The following is a 15,037-nucleotide window of genomic DNA, read 5'->3' as shown; positions in this document are numbered from 1 at the left end:
ACACGCCTTTGCGAGATCTCGCACAAAAAATGGCCAGCTCACAACCAGCGATGCAGTGGTAACCAGTCGCTGAGCCTGGCAACCAGACGCCGTGACCACCCTTCCGCTTTGCGTGGTTCACCCTGCCCTTGCCACTGCAACAACCACGCCTGCAACTGCTGGCAGATGGGCGCACACTCCAGCTGCAACATCAGCTCGGTATTGAGAAAGAGCGAGCGGGGATCGAGGTTGAGGCTGCCAAACAGGGCGCGATCCTCTCCCAACAGGATCAGCTTGGCGTGCAGGCTGCCTTGCCCTTCATCAAACTCGCACAACCGGATCCCCTGACGCAGCAACCAACCCCTGTGACGCTGGTAGGCTCCATGCACCAGTGGCACATCCGTGCTGGCCAGCGAGTTGGTGAGGATCTCGATCACCACTCCCTGCCGACGCAACCGCTGCAAACGGCGCCGAAAACCGCCCGTGAGGATCAGATAGGGAGTCACCATGCGGAGCGTGGAAGGAGCATCCGCCAACTGTCGCCAGAGCTGGCGAGCGGTCACCGGGCGGGAAACCAGCCCTTTGCCGGGGCGGTCAAACCAGACCTCGGCCCGACCGGTATGCCATGCAAGCGCAGGCTCGTTGCCGTCAAACAGGGAGGCAGGCAGATCATAAACGGCAGCGACCGCGGGATCCGCTATGGTGAGGAGGAAATCGTTGACCACACGAATTTCGGCTGGCTGCAATCTTCGGCGCAACAGATGACGGATAGGGTGGCTCCAGCGGCTCTGCCAGAACTGGGCAAACCCCGCCGCCATCTGCTCGCAAATGGCCCCCTGACAGGCAAGATCGAGATCCACGAAAGGGGCATCCGGATCCAGCCCGAAATAACGATCACCAATATTGCGGCCACCGATAAGCGCCAGCTTGCCATCCACCAGCAGCAGCTTGTTGTGCATCCGGTGATTAATGCGGCGAAAGGTGAAAATCCCCTCCAGCAGCAGGGCCAGCGGCCGCCAGCCCCTTAACCAGAAGGGGTTGAACAGCCGCACCTCGATACCGGGACAGTGAGCCACCATCTCCAGAAAGCGGTTGTCCCCGGCATAGAGATCATCCACCAGCAGCTGTACCCTGACTCCGCGCCGGGCGGCATGGAGCAGCTCGCCCAGCAGCAGTTTGCCGCTGCAGTCCTCCTCCCAGCTGTAATACTGCGCCTGGATCTGCTCGCGGGCGGAGCGGATCCAGTGGCAGCGCACCTTGAGCGCCAGGGCCGGGTCGTCGATCAGGGCAAAGGATCCGGGGATCATCTTGTCATCCTGCTGTCATGGCCAGGTGTCATAACGCAGCAAGCCTCTTCGTATATCGACACTTTTCGTATCTCGAAACAGGGAGTTGCTATGGAACTGCACGATACCCCTATGCTGCGCTATCTGGGCCAGCTCCACCAGCCGGATCAAACACCCGGCACCGAGTCGGCCCACTGGTTCTTGCTGCACAGGGATGGTGGCTGGCCGCTACCGACCACGCCGGAGGCTCAGCCGGTCAATCGGCTCATGGCTGAGCCGCTTCGATAGCCGCAGCCTTGCCCTCGATCTGGGGCAGGCTGAAGCGATAGCCAACATAGTACTTGTAGATGGTGCCGACATAGTTGATCGGCCCCTGCCCCACCTCGTTGGCCACCAGCTGATCCACGTTACCGAACCAGACATTGGGATCCAGCCCCAGCTTGCCCGCCTTGTCCCGCAAGGCCTGAACCCGGTTCGGCCCGGCATTGTAAGCTGCGAGCGCAAAGAGGTGGCGGTTGAGCAGATCCAGATTGGGATCGTTGAAGTAGGTATCGAGGATCAGGCGCAAGTAGCGGCAGGCAGCCTCGACGTTGCCATCCAGCGTCGTCAGTCTGGCCCCCGTGATATTGACCTCGCGACCGGTGCTGGGCAGCAGCTGCATGATGCCAACAGCCCCCTTCTCGGAGCGGATAGCGGGGTTGAGACCGGACTCCTTGTATGCCAGCGCTGCCAGCATCAGCCAGTCCAGCTCGTACTGCTTGGCATACTTCTCCAGTACCTTGCGAATGGTTGCCAGCCGCCCCATGGGGTCAGGTGCCAGTATGTTGCTCATCTGGTCGCTGCGCGCCAGCAGGCGGCGCAGGGTCATGTCGCTATAGAGACTGTTGCGACTGGCCCCCGCCAGATAGCGGTTGACCGCTTTAAGGAGGTCGGGGCTGTTCTTGCGCAGCGCCCAGGCACTGGTGCCCTTGCTGCGCAGGGGGATCAGCTTGTGCGCCTTGAGGCCGGAGATCATCCCCCCCAGCCAGATCCGCCCCTTGTAGCTGTCGGTCACCGTCAGCGGAATGATGCCGGCCGCCACCATCTCCAGCAGATCGCCATCCTGCAGATACTCGGGCACCGTCTCGATATAGACAGGAGGCAGCCCAAGCTCGCGAAACAACCAGTTCAGCTGGCGCAGACTCTCGCAATAGCTGGAGCTGGCGCGCACCCAGACCCGCCGGCCGGAGAGCTGGGTAATGCGGTTGAAGGCTGGCAGCGTGTTCTGACTGACCACCCACTCCTCGATGGAGGAGATCAGCGGCCGGGAGAAGGTCACCTGTTCGCGCCGGGTCGGAGTCACCGTCATATTGGCCGCCACCAGATCGCCGCGCCCCTCCGCCAGATAATCGAGCAGCTTGTCCTGCCGAACCGGGATGTAGACCACCTTGAGCGGCACCTTCTCCCTGGCAAGATAGGTCTTGTTCAGCCAGCGCTCGAACCCTTGCAGCTGATTGACCAGAATGCCGTACTGGGCACCCTTGTCGAGGAAATAGAACCCGCGCTCATAGACCACCAGAGCCCTGAGTTCGCGCTTTTGCAAAATGGATTCGAGATCCCCGGGTTGGGGAAGACGCTGAGGCTTGAGATCGGCCGCCAGCAAGGGGAGAGACCAGAGAGCCAGCAGGCCCCAGATCCAGTGCCGCATCATGATGTTGTCGCCTTCTGTTGGCCGACTCGCGCCGGGCAAAACCGTCTGTGGGATAGAGTAACTATAGAACGCAGACCCACAGCAGAAGGGTCAACACGGCAGGACTGGCCTGCCGCGTCATCAGAGGGCTCAGATAGAGCGGGCCCGCATTTCGAAGATCAGTTTTTCGGCGGTGCAGGTAAATTGCAGGCGGGCTTTCAGGATCACGCCGTTGGCGCCCTGGGTCAGTTCACTGCTGCTCTTGGCTTCGGCAGTCACCTGCTTGGCCAGTGCTTCATAGGCAGCCAGCTTGGCACGGGCATCAGCCTCGGCAGCGGCTTCGATCACCAGTTCCATCACATCATCGCCTTCACCGATGATGGTGCCGATCTCGGCAAAACAGCCGCAGCTGTCGCAGGTTTCGTTCAGTTCAACTTTTTCGTCAACAGACATACTTTTACTCCTACTGCTTATTTCGGATGATTTTCATCGTCACGCATGGCTTTACGAAAATCCCTGATAGCGGTTCCCAGATCCTCACCCGCACTGGCCAGACGCTTACTGCCAAACACCAGCACAACCACCAACAAGAGGATCAACATGTGCCAGATATGAATTCCACCGAGTCCCATAGGGATGCTCCTCAAAGAGAGATATCTATCAGTTGTATCAAAACAGAGCGCAAGAATTGTTGGGCAAAATCAAGGCGGGTGCAAGTGAGCAAATAAATCACTACAAAAAATAGGGCGACCCGAAGGTCGCCATATTGATTGTGCTACGTGTCCCCTCAACCGCTACATCCTGTACCAGTGGCTCATCCGAGCCAGAGACAAATTGAGGATAAGATCGCCAAGATATGAAAACAAATGGTATAAATTCATCTTAGAGTTGAAGGAGATTCATATCATGCTGCTGGAACAACTGGGTCGTATCGACCTCAATTTGCTGATAATCCTGCAGGTTCTGCTGGAGGAGCGCAACGGCAGCAAGGCAGCCAGACGACTGCATTTGAGTCAATCCGCCGTCAGCAAGGCGCTCGGCCGACTGCGGGAAACCTTCGACGATCCCCTCTTTATCCGCTCCGCTTACGGGCTGGAACCGACCCCCCGCGCACTGGTGCTGCAACAGCAGCTGCAACCCATCCTGCTGTCGCTGGACAACCTGATCCAGCCGCCGGAGTTCGACCCGGCCAACTCGGATCGGGAGTTTGTCATCGCCAGCATGGACAGCGCCTTCACCCTGTTTGCCCCGCTCTACCTGAGCGAACTGAAGCGACAGGCCCCCAGATTGCGGCTGCGCTATGAGGAGTGGACCGAAAACAGCCTGACCGAGATGAGCCAGGGGCAGGTGGATATCGCCTTCACGGTGCGGGAGAACTGTATCGACTCCGACTACCGCCTCGATACCCTGCCCGGCAGCATCTGCCAGCGACTGCTCGCCATCGATGGCCTCACCTGTCTGGTGCAACAGCACCACCCCGCCCTGCAGGAGCCGCGCTGGGATCTCGACCACTACCTCAGCTATCCCCATGTCCAGACCTACTGCGAAGGGCGGGATCGCTGGATGCTGGATCACAAGCTGGCAGAGCACGATCTCTACCGGCGTATCGAGGCGAGTGTTCCCTCATTCGAGGCGGCGCTGCGGATGGGCATGCACTCCGATATGATCGTCACCCTCTCCAAGCTCTATGCCCGTCACGCGACCCAGGTCTACCCGCTGTTGCAACTGCCGCTGCCCATCGAGCTGGACAGCATTTCGCACCTGCTCATCTGGCATCAGCGTCATGAGGAAGATCCCGGCCATCGCTGGCTGCGGGAGACCCTGCTGACCCTGATCCTGAGTCAGCTGGAGTCACGCGCCGATCAAGGGGTGCCCGTTACCTGCAAGTAGTGGTGAACCCCGTCCAGCAGCATCTGCACCGAGATCATCACCAGCAGCATCCCCATCAGCCGCTCCACCGCAGTGAGTCCACGCTCACCCAACAGCTTGTTGAATACCTCGTAGAACATCAGGATCACCGCGCTGGCGGCCCATGCCATGAAGAGCGCCAGCGACCAGTCCACCATCCGGGTGGGCTCCTGATTGGCCAGCAGCATCAAAGAGGCGAGGATCGAGGGGCCGGCGATCATCGGGATCGCCATCGGCACCAGGAAGGGCTCCTCGCCCGCCGCCAGTCCGGTCACCCCCCCTTCACTCGGGAAGATCATCTTGATGGCGATCAGGAACAGGATGATACCGCCGGCAATGCTGACTGCTTCCTGCCGCAGGTTGAGGAAGCCGAGGATCTGCTGACCGACAAAGAGGAAGAGCATCATGATGGCCAGCGAGAAGAGCAGCTCGCGGATCATCACCTTGCGCCGCCGCTTGGGATCGATATGGCGCAGGATTGAGAGGAAGACCGGCAGGTTGCCCAGCGGGTCCATGATCAGAAACAGCATGACTGCGGCAGAAAAAGTATCCATACAACGCCCGGGCTACGCCTTGAATTGGGAAATGGGAGGGGGCGAAATATAGCAAAGGGCGAGAAGTTGAGCGAGCGCCATCACGCGCTCGCCAAGGGGGGTTATCCGTGATTGCAGATCTTGTCGGCACGGGTCTGGAAACCTTCACCGGCTTCGATGAACTTGCCGCGAGCGGCCAGGAAGTCGATCAGCGCTTCGGCATCCATCTCGCTGGCGCTGCAGGTATGAAAACGGGCGTCGGCACCAAACCGCTGCGCCATCGCCTGCTTGAGGCTGGCACGGGTGAATTGACCATCCTGTTCCAGCATCATCTCCATCACTTCGTGACCATGTACCGATTGCGACATCTTGCACCTCAATAATGAACATATTTAATGTCAATTAAATCCTCTCCCGTCAGGAGGGATCTTGATATAGGCCAATAAATAACGGATTACCCTGCTGCGAGAGTGGTCAGCGACGCCGCTTTGTCGATAATGTGGCAACCCACTGCAGGGATCGCTACACTAGCGCCCCATTTTTGGTCACCGCAGACATTTGATAAGGATATTGGCGCCATGCTGTTCCATGGAGAGGCAAGCAAACCCTGGCAGATCTGGACCCGTCGCCCGCTCTGGCTCAAGACCCTGATCGGCATGCTGACCGGGGTCGCCCTTGGCGTCGGCTTCGAGGAGCAGGCTCAGCTGCTCAAGCCCATCGGCGTGCTCTTCGTCAACACCATCCAGATGCTGATGGTGCCCCTGATCTTCTGCTCGGTCATCGCCGGCCTCACCTCACTGCTCAAGGGCAAGGCGCTCGATCGTATAGGTATCAAGGCGAGCTGCCTTTACCTCTGCTCCACCGCCATCGCCATCTGCATCGGCCTGATGATGGGCTGGCTGCTGGAGCCCGGCATGGGAGCCGACATGGGCCCCTACCAACGACCCGGCATGACCACACCACCGACTCTGGCCAGCGTGCTGAGCCATCTGGTGCCGAGCAATCCGGTCGAGGCGATGGTGGACAGCAAGATCCTGCAGGTGATCGTCTTTGCCGTGGCGCTGGCGGTGGCACTCAATGCCTGTGGCCGCCGCGGCCGCCCCGCCATCCTCTTCTTCACCTCGCTGGCGGAGGGGATGTTCAAGCTGACCCAGATGGTGATGGCGCTGGCTCCGTATGGCGTCTGTGCCCTGATGGCATGGATGACCAGCAAATATGGCATCGACCTGCTGCTGCCCCTGCTCAAGGTAATCGGCGCCGTCTATCTCGGCTGTCTGCTCCATGTACTCGGGGTCTACAGCACCCTGCTGCTCCTGCTGGCGCGGCTCAATCCGATCCACTACTTCAAGAGCATCGTCGATGCCCAGGCAGTGGCCTTCACCAGCAGCTCCAGCAGCAGCACCCTGCCCATCAGCCTCGCCTGTGCCGAGAAGCGGCTCGGGGTCTCACCCGCCATCACCGCCAAAGTGCTGCCCATCGGCGCCACCATCAACATGGATGGCACGGCGCTCTATCAGGGGGTCACAGCCCTGTTTGTGGCACAGGCATTTGGGGTGGATCTGCATCTGGTGGACTACCTGACCATCATCAGCATCGCCACCCTGGCCAGTATCGGCACCGCAGGCACTCCGGGCACCGGGCTGATGCTGCTGACGCTCACGCTGACCGCGGTCGGACTGCCGCTGGAAGGGGTTGCACTGATTGCGGGGATTGACCGGGTGCTCGACATGGCGCGCACCGCGGTCAACGTCTCGGGGGATATTCTGGTTTCCGTACTGATCGCCCGCAGCGAAAACGAGCTGGATCTGGCGACCTATCACGATGAACACGCCGGGGAAGATATCGACGTCCCCCTACGCTAGGGAGGATTAGTTGTCGTGGGGATCGTGATGGCAACGCCAGCACACTTCGAAGTTGGCGCCGTTCTCCTCCCCGCACTGACCGCACAGCCAGCCGTTACCCTGGCGCTGCTGATAGCGTTCGATCACCCGCCCTGCCTTGCTGCGATCCTCGGCACGCACCATCAGGGTCACCTGCAGCAGATCCGCCGCCAGCTCGCCAAAGGCCCCTGACAGGCCGTCGCCATTGAGGCGCACCGGCACCCCTTCCGCCTCCAGCGCCCCCTTGAGAGCATGAGCCTCCAGAGTGTGAGAGGCGCGATAGAGATTGATCCAGTTATCCATAGCTCCCCCTTACAGCAGCTTGTCGATGCCGAACTCGGCCCCGTTCTCCACCATGAAATCGATGAACGCCCGCAATTTACGCGGCATAAGTTGTCGCTCCGGAAACAGCAGGTAGATCGACACCTTGGGTTGCTGCCACTCTGGCAGCACCGCGACCAGCTCGCCGCTGGCCAGCTCCTCCTGACAGAGCATGGCCGGGATCGAGGCCAGTCCGAGACCCGCCTTGGCCGCCTCGCGGGCACAGGTAATATTATTGACCCGAAAACGGGAGGGAGGGTCAACCAGCACCTCTTTGCCATCCAGCTCGAAGCACCAGTGGGAAGCGAGAAAGCCGTTGCTCACCGTCACCCGCTCATGGTTGGCCAGATCCTCCGGCCGCTTGATCGCCGGGCTGCGCGCCAGATAGGCCGGACTGGCACAGAGTAGCTTCCCGGTGCTCCATAGGCGGCGTGCGGCCAGATTGGAATCGCTCATATCGCCGATCCGCACCACCGCATCCAGCCCTTCGCTGATGGGGTCAACCACCCGGTTGGTCAGCTCCAGCTCCACCTGCAGGCCGGGATAGGCCTGTAAAAACTTGGCGACCAGGCGCCCGACCACCAACTGACCCGTCTCTATGGGCACGGCCATCTTGAGAGTGCCGGTCACCTCTTGCTGGCTGGCGCTCAACATCAGCTCCGCTTCCGTCAATGCCTCCACCGCCTTGCTGCAGTGCCGATAGTACTTCTCCCCCTCCTCGGTCAGGGTGAGCTGACGGGTGGAGCGATAAAGCAGCCGCACCCCGAGCCTCTGTTCCAGCTCGGCAATCCGCCGGCTGACCATCGCCTTGGTCATCCCCAGCTCCTGGGCTGCGGCAGTAAACGAGCCCTTGTCGACAATTCGTACCAGAATTAACGCAGCATTTAGGTCCATTGTTGCACCTGTGAAACTGTATATCTCGTGAACCAATACTAATCGAAACAGTCGAGCAGTGTTAGCCTGCGCCCCTTACGTTCAGGAATCTCCAAAATGAGTCAACACAAGAAAATCCCTCTCCTGGCCGCCATGATCCTGGCCCTGCTCGCTCTCCTCTTCTCCGCCTACTGGTATCTCCACGGCCGCTATTTCGAGAGCACCGACAACGCCTATCTCCAGAGCGAGGTAACCGGGATCAGCTCCAAGCTGCCCGGCTATATCAGCGAAGTGCTGGTGACCGACAACCAGCCGGTCAAAACGGGCCAGCTCATCGCCCGTCTCGATGATCGCGAATACAAGACCAAGGTCGCGGAGGCCGAGGCCGATCTGCGCCTCAATCAGGCAACCGCCGAGAATCTGGCCGCTACCCGCATCCAGCAGCTGAGCCTGATCCAGCAGGCCGAAGCCAAGGTTGCCTCCGCCAAGGCCGAGCAGCTGCGCGCCAGCCAGCAGGTAACCCGGATCAGCCAGCTCAACCAGCGCCACTACAGCTCGCAAGACAGTCTGGATGAAGTGCGGGCTGGTCTGCAGGTCAATCAGGCACAGGCACAAGAAGCCAAAGCGGCCTTGCAGGCAGCCCGTGAGCGACTGCTGGTACTGGATGCCGAGCGCAAGCAGAATCAGGCCAAGCTGGCCCTGAGTGAAGCACAACTGGAGCAGGCCAGGCTGGAGCTCGGCTACACCGAGCTGCGGGCACCAGCCGATGGCATCATCGGCAAGCGCAGCCTGCGGGAGGGGCTCTACGTCCAGTCCGGCATGCAGGTCGCCAGTCTGGTGCCGCTGCAACAAGTGTGGGTCGAGGCCAACTTCAAGGAGACCCAGCTCGCCCATATGCAGCCCGGCCAGAAGGTCGAAGTGGTGCTTGATGCCTATCCGGATCAGCCGGTCGAGGGGGTCATCGACAGTCTGGCGCCAGCCACAGGGGCCAAGTTCGCCCTGCTGCCACCGGAGAACGCCACCGGCAACTTCACCAAGATTGTGCAGCGGGTACCGGTCAAAATCCGTATCCCCGAGCCGGGTCAGCTCGCCGGCAAGCTGTTGCCGGGTCTCTCCAGCGAAGTAACGGTAGATACCCGTACTCCTGATGCCATGACGGCCGCCAACTGATGGAACCCATTCCACGTCGCCACTGGATCGCGGTCATCGGCGGCCTTATCGGCGCCTTCATGGCCATCCTCGATATCCAGATAACCAACGCCTCCCTGAAGGACATTCAGGGGGCGCTCTCTGCCACCCTGAGCGAAAGCTCCTGGATCTCCACCTCCTATCTGGTGGCGGAGATGATCGCCATCCCCCTTAGTGGCTGGCTGAGCCGGGGGCTGAGCGTGCGCCGTTACCTGCTGTGGACCACGGGCGCCTTTATCGTCTCCTCCGTGCTCTGCTCCTTCAGCTGGAACCTCACCAGCATGATCGTCTTCCGGGCGATGCAGGGCTTCACCGGCGGGGCACTTATTCCGATGGCCTTCTCCCTCATCGTTACCCTGCTGCCGCTGCAGAAGCGGGCTACCGGCATGGCGCTGTTCGGTCTCTGTGCCACCTTCGCCCCGGCCATCGGCCCAACTCTCGGCGGCTGGCTCACCGAGCAGATGTCGTGGCACTACATCTTCTATCTCAACGTCCCGCCGGGGCTGCTGGTGATGGCCATGCTGGCGCACGGGCTGGACAAGAAGGCGGTGGACTGGGAGGTGATCAAGCGGGTCGACCTTATCGGCATCGTCACCATGGCGCTTGGCCTGGGCGTGCTGGAGGTGGTGCTGGAGGAGGGTAACCGGGAGGACTGGTTCGGCTCGACCTTCATCGTGCGCCTGACCATCATCTCGGTCGTCTCACTGGTCTTCTTCGTCATCAGCCAGCTGCTGCGCCGCCACCCGCTGGTCAACCTGCGGCTGCTGCACAACCCGCGCTTTGCCCTCGCCTGCTTCGCCTATCTGATCCTCGGGATGGCGTTGATGGGCTCCATCTATGTGCTGCCGCTCTACATGACCCAGATCCACAACTACAACGCGCTGGAGATTGGCGAAGTGCTGATGTGGATGGGGCTGCCCCAGCTGCTGGTGCTGCCGCTGGTGCCCAAACTGACCCACAAGGTCGATCCGCGCTATCTGGTGAGCTTCGGCTTTTTCATCTTCGCCGTCAGCTGCTTTATGAACGTCAACATGAGTGCCGACTATGCCGGGCCGCAGCTTATTCAGGCGCTCATCGTGCGGGCACTTGGGCAGCCCTTCATCATGGTGCCGCTCTCCCTGGTCGCCACCGCCAGTCTGAGTCATGATGAGGTTCCCTCCTCCTCCACCCTGCTCAACGTGCTGCGCAACCTGGGTGGCGCCTTTGGTATCGCCATCATAGCGACCATGCTCGACAACGATACCCGCACCCATATGCTCCAGATCGGCAGCACCCTGCCTGCCAGCAGTATCGAGGGACAAACCTATCTGCTGCAGCTGGCCCAGAGCATGATGGCACAGGGTTCCGGCCCCGAGCTGGCCGAGCAGCAGGCGCACGCCATACTCGCCAACACCATCAACCGGGAAGCGGCCATCATGGCCTACAACCAGGTCTTCTACATCATGGGGATCTTCCTGCTGGTCGCCAGCGGTCTGATGCTGCTGCTCAAATCCCCCGCCCCGCGGGCAGCGGATGCCGAGCCGATAGAGGCGTGAAAAGCAGCTGATAAATAAAACGAAAAACGGGCCAACGCCCGTTTTTCTTTATCTGTTGCCTGTATTCAACTGCATGGCGTCATCCCGCCAGCGACCCCGCAATCAGGAACTGGGCGGCAAAGTAGCTGCTCATCACCCAGGCTCTGGCGTGGGGGAAGGGGCGGCGGAAGCGATCGAGTGCCAGCATGCTGTCGGAGAAGAGGAACATCAGGGCACCAGCCAGCGCAGCCGCACTGCCTGCGGTGAGCGATGCGTGCCAGGCACCCGCAGCCACCCAGGCCATACCGATGATCACCAGCATGTAGCAGAAGACCGGAATGCGCATCTCTCCCAGCTTGCCCCACAGCAGGCCAAATACCAGCGCGGCGATGAGCAGGAGCAGCAAGCCATCCACCAGATTGAGCACCAGCGGCCCCTGGGCAAAGCCGACGATGTAGCAGAGGTGCGCGACAAGAAATGCCGCCAGGCCCTGAATAAAGCGGTCGCTTGGCAGCATCAGCAGCACATCGCCCGCCAGCGAGAGGCAGAGACCGAGCAGGATCCAGGCGTGGGAACCATCGTGGTCATAGCCCTGATAGCCAAACGCCAGCGCGATGATGAGCAGCATGGTCAGCGGCTTGCTGATATAGAACTGGCGGCTGTCTGAACCATAGGCGGCGCGGATATGCCACCAACCGGAAGCGATGATCAAGAAACTCAATAACATGCCCTGCTCCTCACCCGTTGCTCGCTGTCATACGGCAACCGTTTTTATATCTGGGTGCAGGGTAACAAATTCCCCCACCGAGTGGCAGGGGGCGGATCAAAGGGTGAGACTAAGCCTAAAGTCTAATTGCCGCGCCATACCATTCAGGGCATAAGAGACGGGTCTGGAGGATCACCATGGAAGAAGCTATGAAAAACTATCTGCCCGCCATCGATATCATGATGTGCCATCTGGGGATCAGCTTTGAGCAGGCGTGCGAGCAACTGGGGCTCAGCCAGCAGGAGCAGCAGGCTCTGGATCAGTTGCAGCAACAGCAGAGCCAAGCCAACTAGCCCTCCCGTTATTGGATATCATGATGTGCCATCCGGGGATCAGCTTTGAGCAGGCGTGTGAGCAACTGGGGCTCAGCTAGCAGGAGCAGCAGGCGCTGGATCAGTTGCAGCAACAGCAGAGCCAAGCCAACTAGCCCTCCCGTTATTGGATATCATGATGTGCCATATGGGGATCAGCTTTGAGCAGGCGTGCGAGCAACTGGGGCTCAACCCGCTGGAACAACAGACCCTGAGCCAGCTGCAAGAGCAGGATCACCCCGAATAAGTAGAGATGCTGGCGCCAAACCGGCGCGCAGGCTCCACCAGAGAGAAGACCGCCGAGTGGCGGTCTTCTCTTTTCTGCTTGTTTACACTGGGGCTCTGGCAATACCTGCCAGCAGGCGACTCCAGTTGCGTTTGCTGGCGATGAAACCGTCCCGCAGGGCTCGGTACTCCAGTTGCAGCTTGAGGCGGTCATAGCGCGCCAGCGCCTTGCGTTTGCGCAGCTCAAGCAGCCGCTTGCGACTGGCATAGTAGTGCTGCAACTGCTGACTCAGCTTGGCGTACTCCTCCTGCAGCAGTGCTTGCCACAGTTCGCGATCATCCTGTTTGACAAGCCTTGCCTGCGCCCGTTTGAGCTGCATCTCCAGCCTGGCCTGTTCGATACGCTCCTCCGGCGATGACCGCAGATCTCTCGCCAGCCCGCACCATGAGGCAAACCGGATCAGCCATTTGGTCGGATCGAACTGCCACCACTGTATACCGTTGCGGTAATCGTTCTCGAACAGATGGTGGAAGTTGTGATACCCCTCGCCAAAGGTGAAAAAGGCCAGGATGCCGTTGTCACGGGCGGTATTGCGATCCGTGTAGGGCTGGCTGCCCCAGATATGGGCCAGTGAGTTGATAAAGAAAGTGGTGTGGTGCGTCATCACCATCCGCAAGACGCCCGCCAGCAGCAACATGCCGAGCAGGTCTCCGTGGATCAGGCCAAACAGCAGCGGCAGGCCCAAATTGGTCGCCAGCACCAGCGCCAGATAGTGGCGATGCTGAAACATGACCACAGGGTTGTTCTGCAAATCCCGCACATTGCTGTAATCACCATATTGTTCCCCCTGATACTCTCGCAGCATCCAGCCGATATGGGAGTACCAGAAGCCACGCCCCGCGCTGTAGGGATCTTTATCGTTGTCATCCACATGACGATGATGACGGCGATGATCCGCCGACCAGTGCAGCGCCGAGTTCTGCAACGCCAGCGCACCACCGATGGCAAACAGCCACTGCAACGCCGGATGAGCCTTGTAAGCCTTGTGTGACCAGAGGCGGTGATAACCCGCCGTGATCGAGAGCCCGCTCAAACAGAACAGCAGCAGGAACGTAGCCCACTGCCAGAGATCGTAACCGTGGCTCATCCCATACCAGGGCACGGCAACCAGCGCCACCAGTCCGGAGAGAGAGAACAACAGGGTATTGGTGAGAATAATCGGGGGTCTAGCCATCTTCTTGCATCCTTTCAGCGAACAGCTGTTAGCCATTTTCCATGGCGACTTCGCCAGGGTCAATGGTAAAAAAGTAGGATACAAACCTGATCCTGAGGCGCCTTCGGGTTATCATTTGTCCTCGTTAAGCTGAAGGTGACTGATTTCGTGGGTATTCGCGCTCAACAAAAAGAAAAAACCCGGCGTACATTGATCGATGCTGCATTCAGCCAACTGTGCGCCAACCGGAGTTTCTCCAATCTCAGCCTGCGGGAAGTGGCTCGTGAAGCGGGCATCGCCCCCACCTCCTTCTATCGCCATTTTCGCGATATGGAAGAGTTGGGCCTGACCCTGGTCGATGAGGGCGGTCTGACTCTGCGTCAGCTGATGCGCCAGGCACGCCAGCGCATTGCCGGTGGCGGCAGCGTCATCAGCACCTCGGTGCAGACCTTCATGGAGTTCGTCGAGAACAACCCCAACGTCTTCCGGCTGTTGCTGCGAGAGCGCTCCGGCACCTCGGCCGCATTTCGTCAGGCTGTTGCTCGCGAGATCCAGCACTTTATTGCCGAGCTGACCGATTATCTGGAGGCCACCACCCAGGCACCGCGGGAAGATGCCTATATCCAGGCCGAGGCCATGGTTACCATCGTATTCAGCGCCGGTGCCGATGCGCTCGACATGACCAGCGAAGAGTGCCGGGCACTCTCCGATCGCACTATTCGCCAACTGCGGATGATTGCCATGGGCGCCGAGGTACAGAACCAGAAACGCCGTGAGCCCCATCCATGACCACAGGACGGAGAACGATATGACTGAACAGCTTGTGATCCCCAAAAAACCGCTCGCCATGGCGATGCTAATCGGCATCTGTGGCGACGCGTCTCTGGCGGTGCTGACCAACGCGGTCGTACCCTTCTCCTTCTTTCCGCTGATCGCTCTCTGGCTGGCTGCCTATCAGCTGTTCCAGCACTATCGCCACGAACCCATGGTGGGCAATACCCCCATCTGCACCCTGCTCTGCTTCTTTATCGGCGCCTTCGGTCACTCGGCCCTGCTCAAGGTGCAATACCCGGAACTCGGCAGCAACTTCTTCTCCCTGATCATGATGCTGCTGCTGCTGGCGGCACTCTCCATCAAGCTGGGTCTAAGCCTCGGCAAGAAAGAGAAACCCTGATTAGTCGACAAAGTGGTCCCAATCTCCTGATAGATAAAGAAAATAGGCCTTCCCAACGGGAAGGCCTATTTGTTTGCTCTACGCAGATTTATCAGGCATGACCATGCCGAGCAATCGCGGCATGGTGACCCTCGCCAGGCGACTCGGCTTTACCATTGATGTCCAGATGGAGGAGGGTGTGGTCAATATGGCCCTT

The 15,037-nt window shown here is 59.9% G+C and carries 18 protein-coding genes; 8 read left to right on the top strand and 10 right to left on the bottom strand.

The window, feature by feature from the left end; all coding sequences use genetic code 11:
• Positions 1 to 38: 38 nt before the first annotated feature.
• Entirely contained in the window at positions 39 to 1,286 is a 1,248-nt protein-coding gene (locus tag BS300_RS16565) for a phospholipase D family protein (RefSeq protein WP_071914059.1), read from the bottom strand.
• A 90-nt stretch (positions 1,287 to 1,376) separates the two neighbouring features.
• Between BS300_RS16565 and BS300_RS21390 the strand changes: the two genes are divergently transcribed.
• Complete coding sequence (locus BS300_RS21390) at positions 1,377 to 1,553, top strand: hypothetical protein (RefSeq protein WP_167335508.1); 177 nt, start codon at positions 1,377 to 1,379, stop codon at positions 1,551 to 1,553.
• Here BS300_RS21390 and BS300_RS16560 read toward each other — a convergent pair.
• From BS300_RS16560 to tatA, 3 genes are all read right to left on the bottom strand, one after another.
• Positions 1,531 to 2,955 carry a lytic transglycosylase F gene (locus BS300_RS16560; protein ID WP_041209593.1) on the bottom strand — a complete coding sequence of 475 codons (1,425 nt, stop codon included), beginning with the start codon at positions 2,953 to 2,955 and terminating at the stop codon, positions 1,531 to 1,533. The genes BS300_RS21390 and BS300_RS16560 overlap by 23 nt on opposite strands.
• A gap of 129 nt (positions 2,956 to 3,084) precedes the next feature.
• On the bottom strand, positions 3,085 to 3,387 hold the full coding sequence (locus tag BS300_RS16555; RefSeq protein WP_033112596.1) for a YfcZ/YiiS family protein: 303 nt from the start codon (positions 3,385 to 3,387) through the stop codon (positions 3,085 to 3,087).
• Between the two features lie 17 nt (positions 3,388 to 3,404).
• A complete protein-coding gene (gene tatA, locus BS300_RS16550) occupies positions 3,405 to 3,566 on the bottom strand; it encodes a twin-arginine translocase TatA/TatE family subunit (RefSeq protein WP_033112597.1) in 162 nt (53 codons plus the stop codon).
• A gap of 274 nt (positions 3,567 to 3,840) precedes the next feature.
• Here tatA and BS300_RS16545 point away from each other — a divergent pair, with 274 nt between their 5' ends.
• Positions 3,841 to 4,824 carry a LysR substrate-binding domain-containing protein gene (locus tag BS300_RS16545; protein WP_071914057.1) on the top strand — a complete coding sequence of 328 codons (984 nt, stop codon included), beginning with the start codon at positions 3,841 to 3,843 and terminating at the stop codon, positions 4,822 to 4,824.
• On the opposite strand, the gene BS300_RS16540 is transcribed toward BS300_RS16545, so the two are convergent.
• Together BS300_RS16540 and BS300_RS16535 are read right to left on the bottom strand one after the other, a co-directional pair.
• Entirely contained in the window at positions 4,797 to 5,396 is a 600-nt protein-coding gene (locus BS300_RS16540; protein WP_041209591.1) for a YhgN family NAAT transporter, read from the bottom strand. The genes BS300_RS16545 and BS300_RS16540 overlap by 28 nt on opposite strands.
• Positions 5,397 to 5,497: 101 nt before the next feature.
• A complete protein-coding gene (locus BS300_RS16535) occupies positions 5,498 to 5,743 on the bottom strand; it encodes a YecH family metal-binding protein (protein WP_033112600.1) in 246 nt (81 codons plus the stop codon).
• A gap of 210 nt (positions 5,744 to 5,953) precedes the next feature.
• On the opposite strand from BS300_RS16535, the gene BS300_RS16530 reads away from it, so the two are divergent.
• Positions 5,954 to 7,237 (top strand): dicarboxylate/amino acid:cation symporter, encoded by a 1,284-nt coding sequence (locus tag BS300_RS16530; protein ID WP_041209590.1) that lies wholly within the window; start codon positions 5,954 to 5,956, stop codon positions 7,235 to 7,237.
• Between the two features lie 6 nt (positions 7,238 to 7,243).
• Here the strand turns inward: BS300_RS16530 and BS300_RS16525 are convergent, their stop codons facing one another.
• Both BS300_RS16525 and BS300_RS16520 read right to left on the bottom strand, forming a co-directional pair.
• Positions 7,244 to 7,558: a DUF2007 domain-containing protein gene (locus tag BS300_RS16525; RefSeq protein WP_042032285.1), complete on the bottom strand. Its 315-nt coding sequence runs from the start codon at positions 7,556 to 7,558 to the stop codon at positions 7,244 to 7,246.
• A gap of 9 nt (positions 7,559 to 7,567) precedes the next feature.
• Complete coding sequence (locus BS300_RS16520; protein WP_041209589.1) at positions 7,568 to 8,470, bottom strand: LysR family transcriptional regulator; 903 nt, start codon at positions 8,468 to 8,470, stop codon at positions 7,568 to 7,570.
• Between the two features lie 96 nt (positions 8,471 to 8,566).
• On the opposite strand from BS300_RS16520, the gene BS300_RS16515 reads away from it, so the two are divergent.
• A complete protein-coding gene (locus BS300_RS16515) occupies positions 8,567 to 9,619 on the top strand; it encodes an HlyD family secretion protein (protein ID WP_071914055.1) in 1,053 nt (350 codons plus the stop codon).
• On the top strand, positions 9,619 to 11,172 hold the full coding sequence (locus tag BS300_RS16510; RefSeq protein ID WP_071914052.1) for a DHA2 family efflux MFS transporter permease subunit: 1,554 nt from the start codon (positions 9,619 to 9,621) through the stop codon (positions 11,170 to 11,172). Before BS300_RS16515 ends, BS300_RS16510 begins: the two co-directional genes overlap by 1 nt.
• 79 nt (positions 11,173 to 11,251) lie before the next feature.
• Here BS300_RS16510 and BS300_RS16505 read toward each other — a convergent pair whose 3' ends face one another.
• Complete coding sequence (locus BS300_RS16505; RefSeq protein WP_041209586.1) at positions 11,252 to 11,878, bottom strand: lysoplasmalogenase; 627 nt, start codon at positions 11,876 to 11,878, stop codon at positions 11,252 to 11,254.
• A gap of 188 nt (positions 11,879 to 12,066) precedes the next feature.
• Here BS300_RS16505 and BS300_RS21185 point away from each other — a divergent pair, with 188 nt between their 5' ends.
• Entirely contained in the window at positions 12,067 to 12,210 is a 144-nt protein-coding gene (locus tag BS300_RS21185) for a hypothetical protein (RefSeq protein ID WP_162182404.1), read from the top strand.
• A 347-nt stretch (positions 12,211 to 12,557) separates the two neighbouring features.
• Here the strand turns inward: BS300_RS21185 and BS300_RS16500 are convergent, their stop codons facing one another.
• Positions 12,558 to 13,688, bottom strand: coding sequence for a fatty acid desaturase (locus BS300_RS16500; RefSeq protein ID WP_071914050.1), 1,131 nt, complete (start codon positions 13,686 to 13,688; stop codon positions 12,558 to 12,560).
• Positions 13,689 to 13,835: 147 nt separating this feature from the next.
• On the opposite strand from BS300_RS16500, the gene fabR reads away from it, so the two are divergent.
• Together fabR and BS300_RS16490 are read left to right on the top strand one after the other, a co-directional pair.
• Positions 13,836 to 14,456, top strand: a complete 621-nt coding sequence (gene fabR / locus BS300_RS16495; RefSeq protein ID WP_033112608.1) for an HTH-type transcriptional repressor FabR — start codon at positions 13,836 to 13,838, stop codon at positions 14,454 to 14,456.
• 19 nt (positions 14,457 to 14,475) lie between these two features.
• A complete protein-coding gene (locus BS300_RS16490; RefSeq protein WP_071914047.1) occupies positions 14,476 to 14,841 on the top strand; it encodes a YijD family membrane protein in 366 nt (121 codons plus the stop codon).
• The last annotated feature ends 196 nt before the right edge of the window (positions 14,842 to 15,037 follow it).

Origin of the sequence: Aeromonas sp. SCS5, from assembly GCF_001887375.1 — a bacterium.
Classification (GTDB): domain Bacteria; phylum Pseudomonadota; class Gammaproteobacteria; order Enterobacterales; family Aeromonadaceae; genus Aeromonas; species Aeromonas jandaei.
This window is presented reverse-complemented; position numbering and strand designations above follow the sequence as displayed.

What these genes read in the sequence shown, in the direction of transcription:
- BS300_RS16540 (WP_041209591.1), bottom strand. Translation starts at nt 5,396, where the DNA reads ATGGATACTTTTTCTGCCGCAGTCATGCTGTTTCTGATCATGGACCCG.
- BS300_RS16555 (WP_033112596.1), bottom strand. Translation starts at nt 3,387, where the DNA reads ATGTCTGTTGACGAAAAAGTTGAACTGAACGAAACCTGCGACAGCTGC.
- BS300_RS16545 (WP_071914057.1), top strand. Translation starts at nt 3,841, where the DNA reads ATGCTGCTGGAACAACTGGGTCGTATCGACCTCAATTTGCTGATAATC.
- BS300_RS16560 (WP_041209593.1), bottom strand. Translation starts at nt 2,955, where the DNA reads ATGATGCGGCACTGGATCTGGGGCCTGCTGGCTCTCTGGTCTCTCCCC.
- BS300_RS16500 (WP_071914050.1), bottom strand. Translation starts at nt 13,688, where the DNA reads ATGGCTAGACCCCCGATTATTCTCACCAATACCCTGTTGTTCTCTCTC.
- BS300_RS21185 (WP_162182404.1), top strand. Translation starts at nt 12,067, where the DNA reads ATGAAAAACTATCTGCCCGCCATCGATATCATGATGTGCCATCTGGGG.
- BS300_RS16505 (WP_041209586.1), bottom strand. Translation starts at nt 11,878, where the DNA reads ATGTTATTGAGTTTCTTGATCATCGCTTCCGGTTGGTGGCATATCCGC.
- BS300_RS16525 (WP_042032285.1), bottom strand. Translation starts at nt 7,558, where the DNA reads ATGGATAACTGGATCAATCTCTATCGCGCCTCTCACACTCTGGAGGCT.
- BS300_RS16530 (WP_041209590.1), top strand. Translation starts at nt 5,954, where the DNA reads ATGCTGTTCCATGGAGAGGCAAGCAAACCCTGGCAGATCTGGACCCGT.
- BS300_RS21390 (WP_167335508.1), top strand. Translation starts at nt 1,377, where the DNA reads ATGGAACTGCACGATACCCCTATGCTGCGCTATCTGGGCCAGCTCCAC.
- BS300_RS16520 (WP_041209589.1), bottom strand. Translation starts at nt 8,470, where the DNA reads ATGGACCTAAATGCTGCGTTAATTCTGGTACGAATTGTCGACAAGGGC.
- BS300_RS16565 (WP_071914059.1), bottom strand. Translation starts at nt 1,286, where the DNA reads ATGATCCCCGGATCCTTTGCCCTGATCGACGACCCGGCCCTGGCGCTC.
- BS300_RS16510 (WP_071914052.1), top strand. Translation starts at nt 9,619, where the DNA reads ATGGAACCCATTCCACGTCGCCACTGGATCGCGGTCATCGGCGGCCTT.
- BS300_RS16535 (WP_033112600.1), bottom strand. Translation starts at nt 5,743, where the DNA reads ATGTCGCAATCGGTACATGGTCACGAAGTGATGGAGATGATGCTGGAA.
- BS300_RS16490 (WP_071914047.1), top strand. Translation starts at nt 14,476, where the DNA reads ATGACTGAACAGCTTGTGATCCCCAAAAAACCGCTCGCCATGGCGATG.
- BS300_RS16515 (WP_071914055.1), top strand. Translation starts at nt 8,567, where the DNA reads ATGAGTCAACACAAGAAAATCCCTCTCCTGGCCGCCATGATCCTGGCC.
- tatA (WP_033112597.1), bottom strand. Translation starts at nt 3,566, where the DNA reads ATGGGACTCGGTGGAATTCATATCTGGCACATGTTGATCCTCTTGTTG.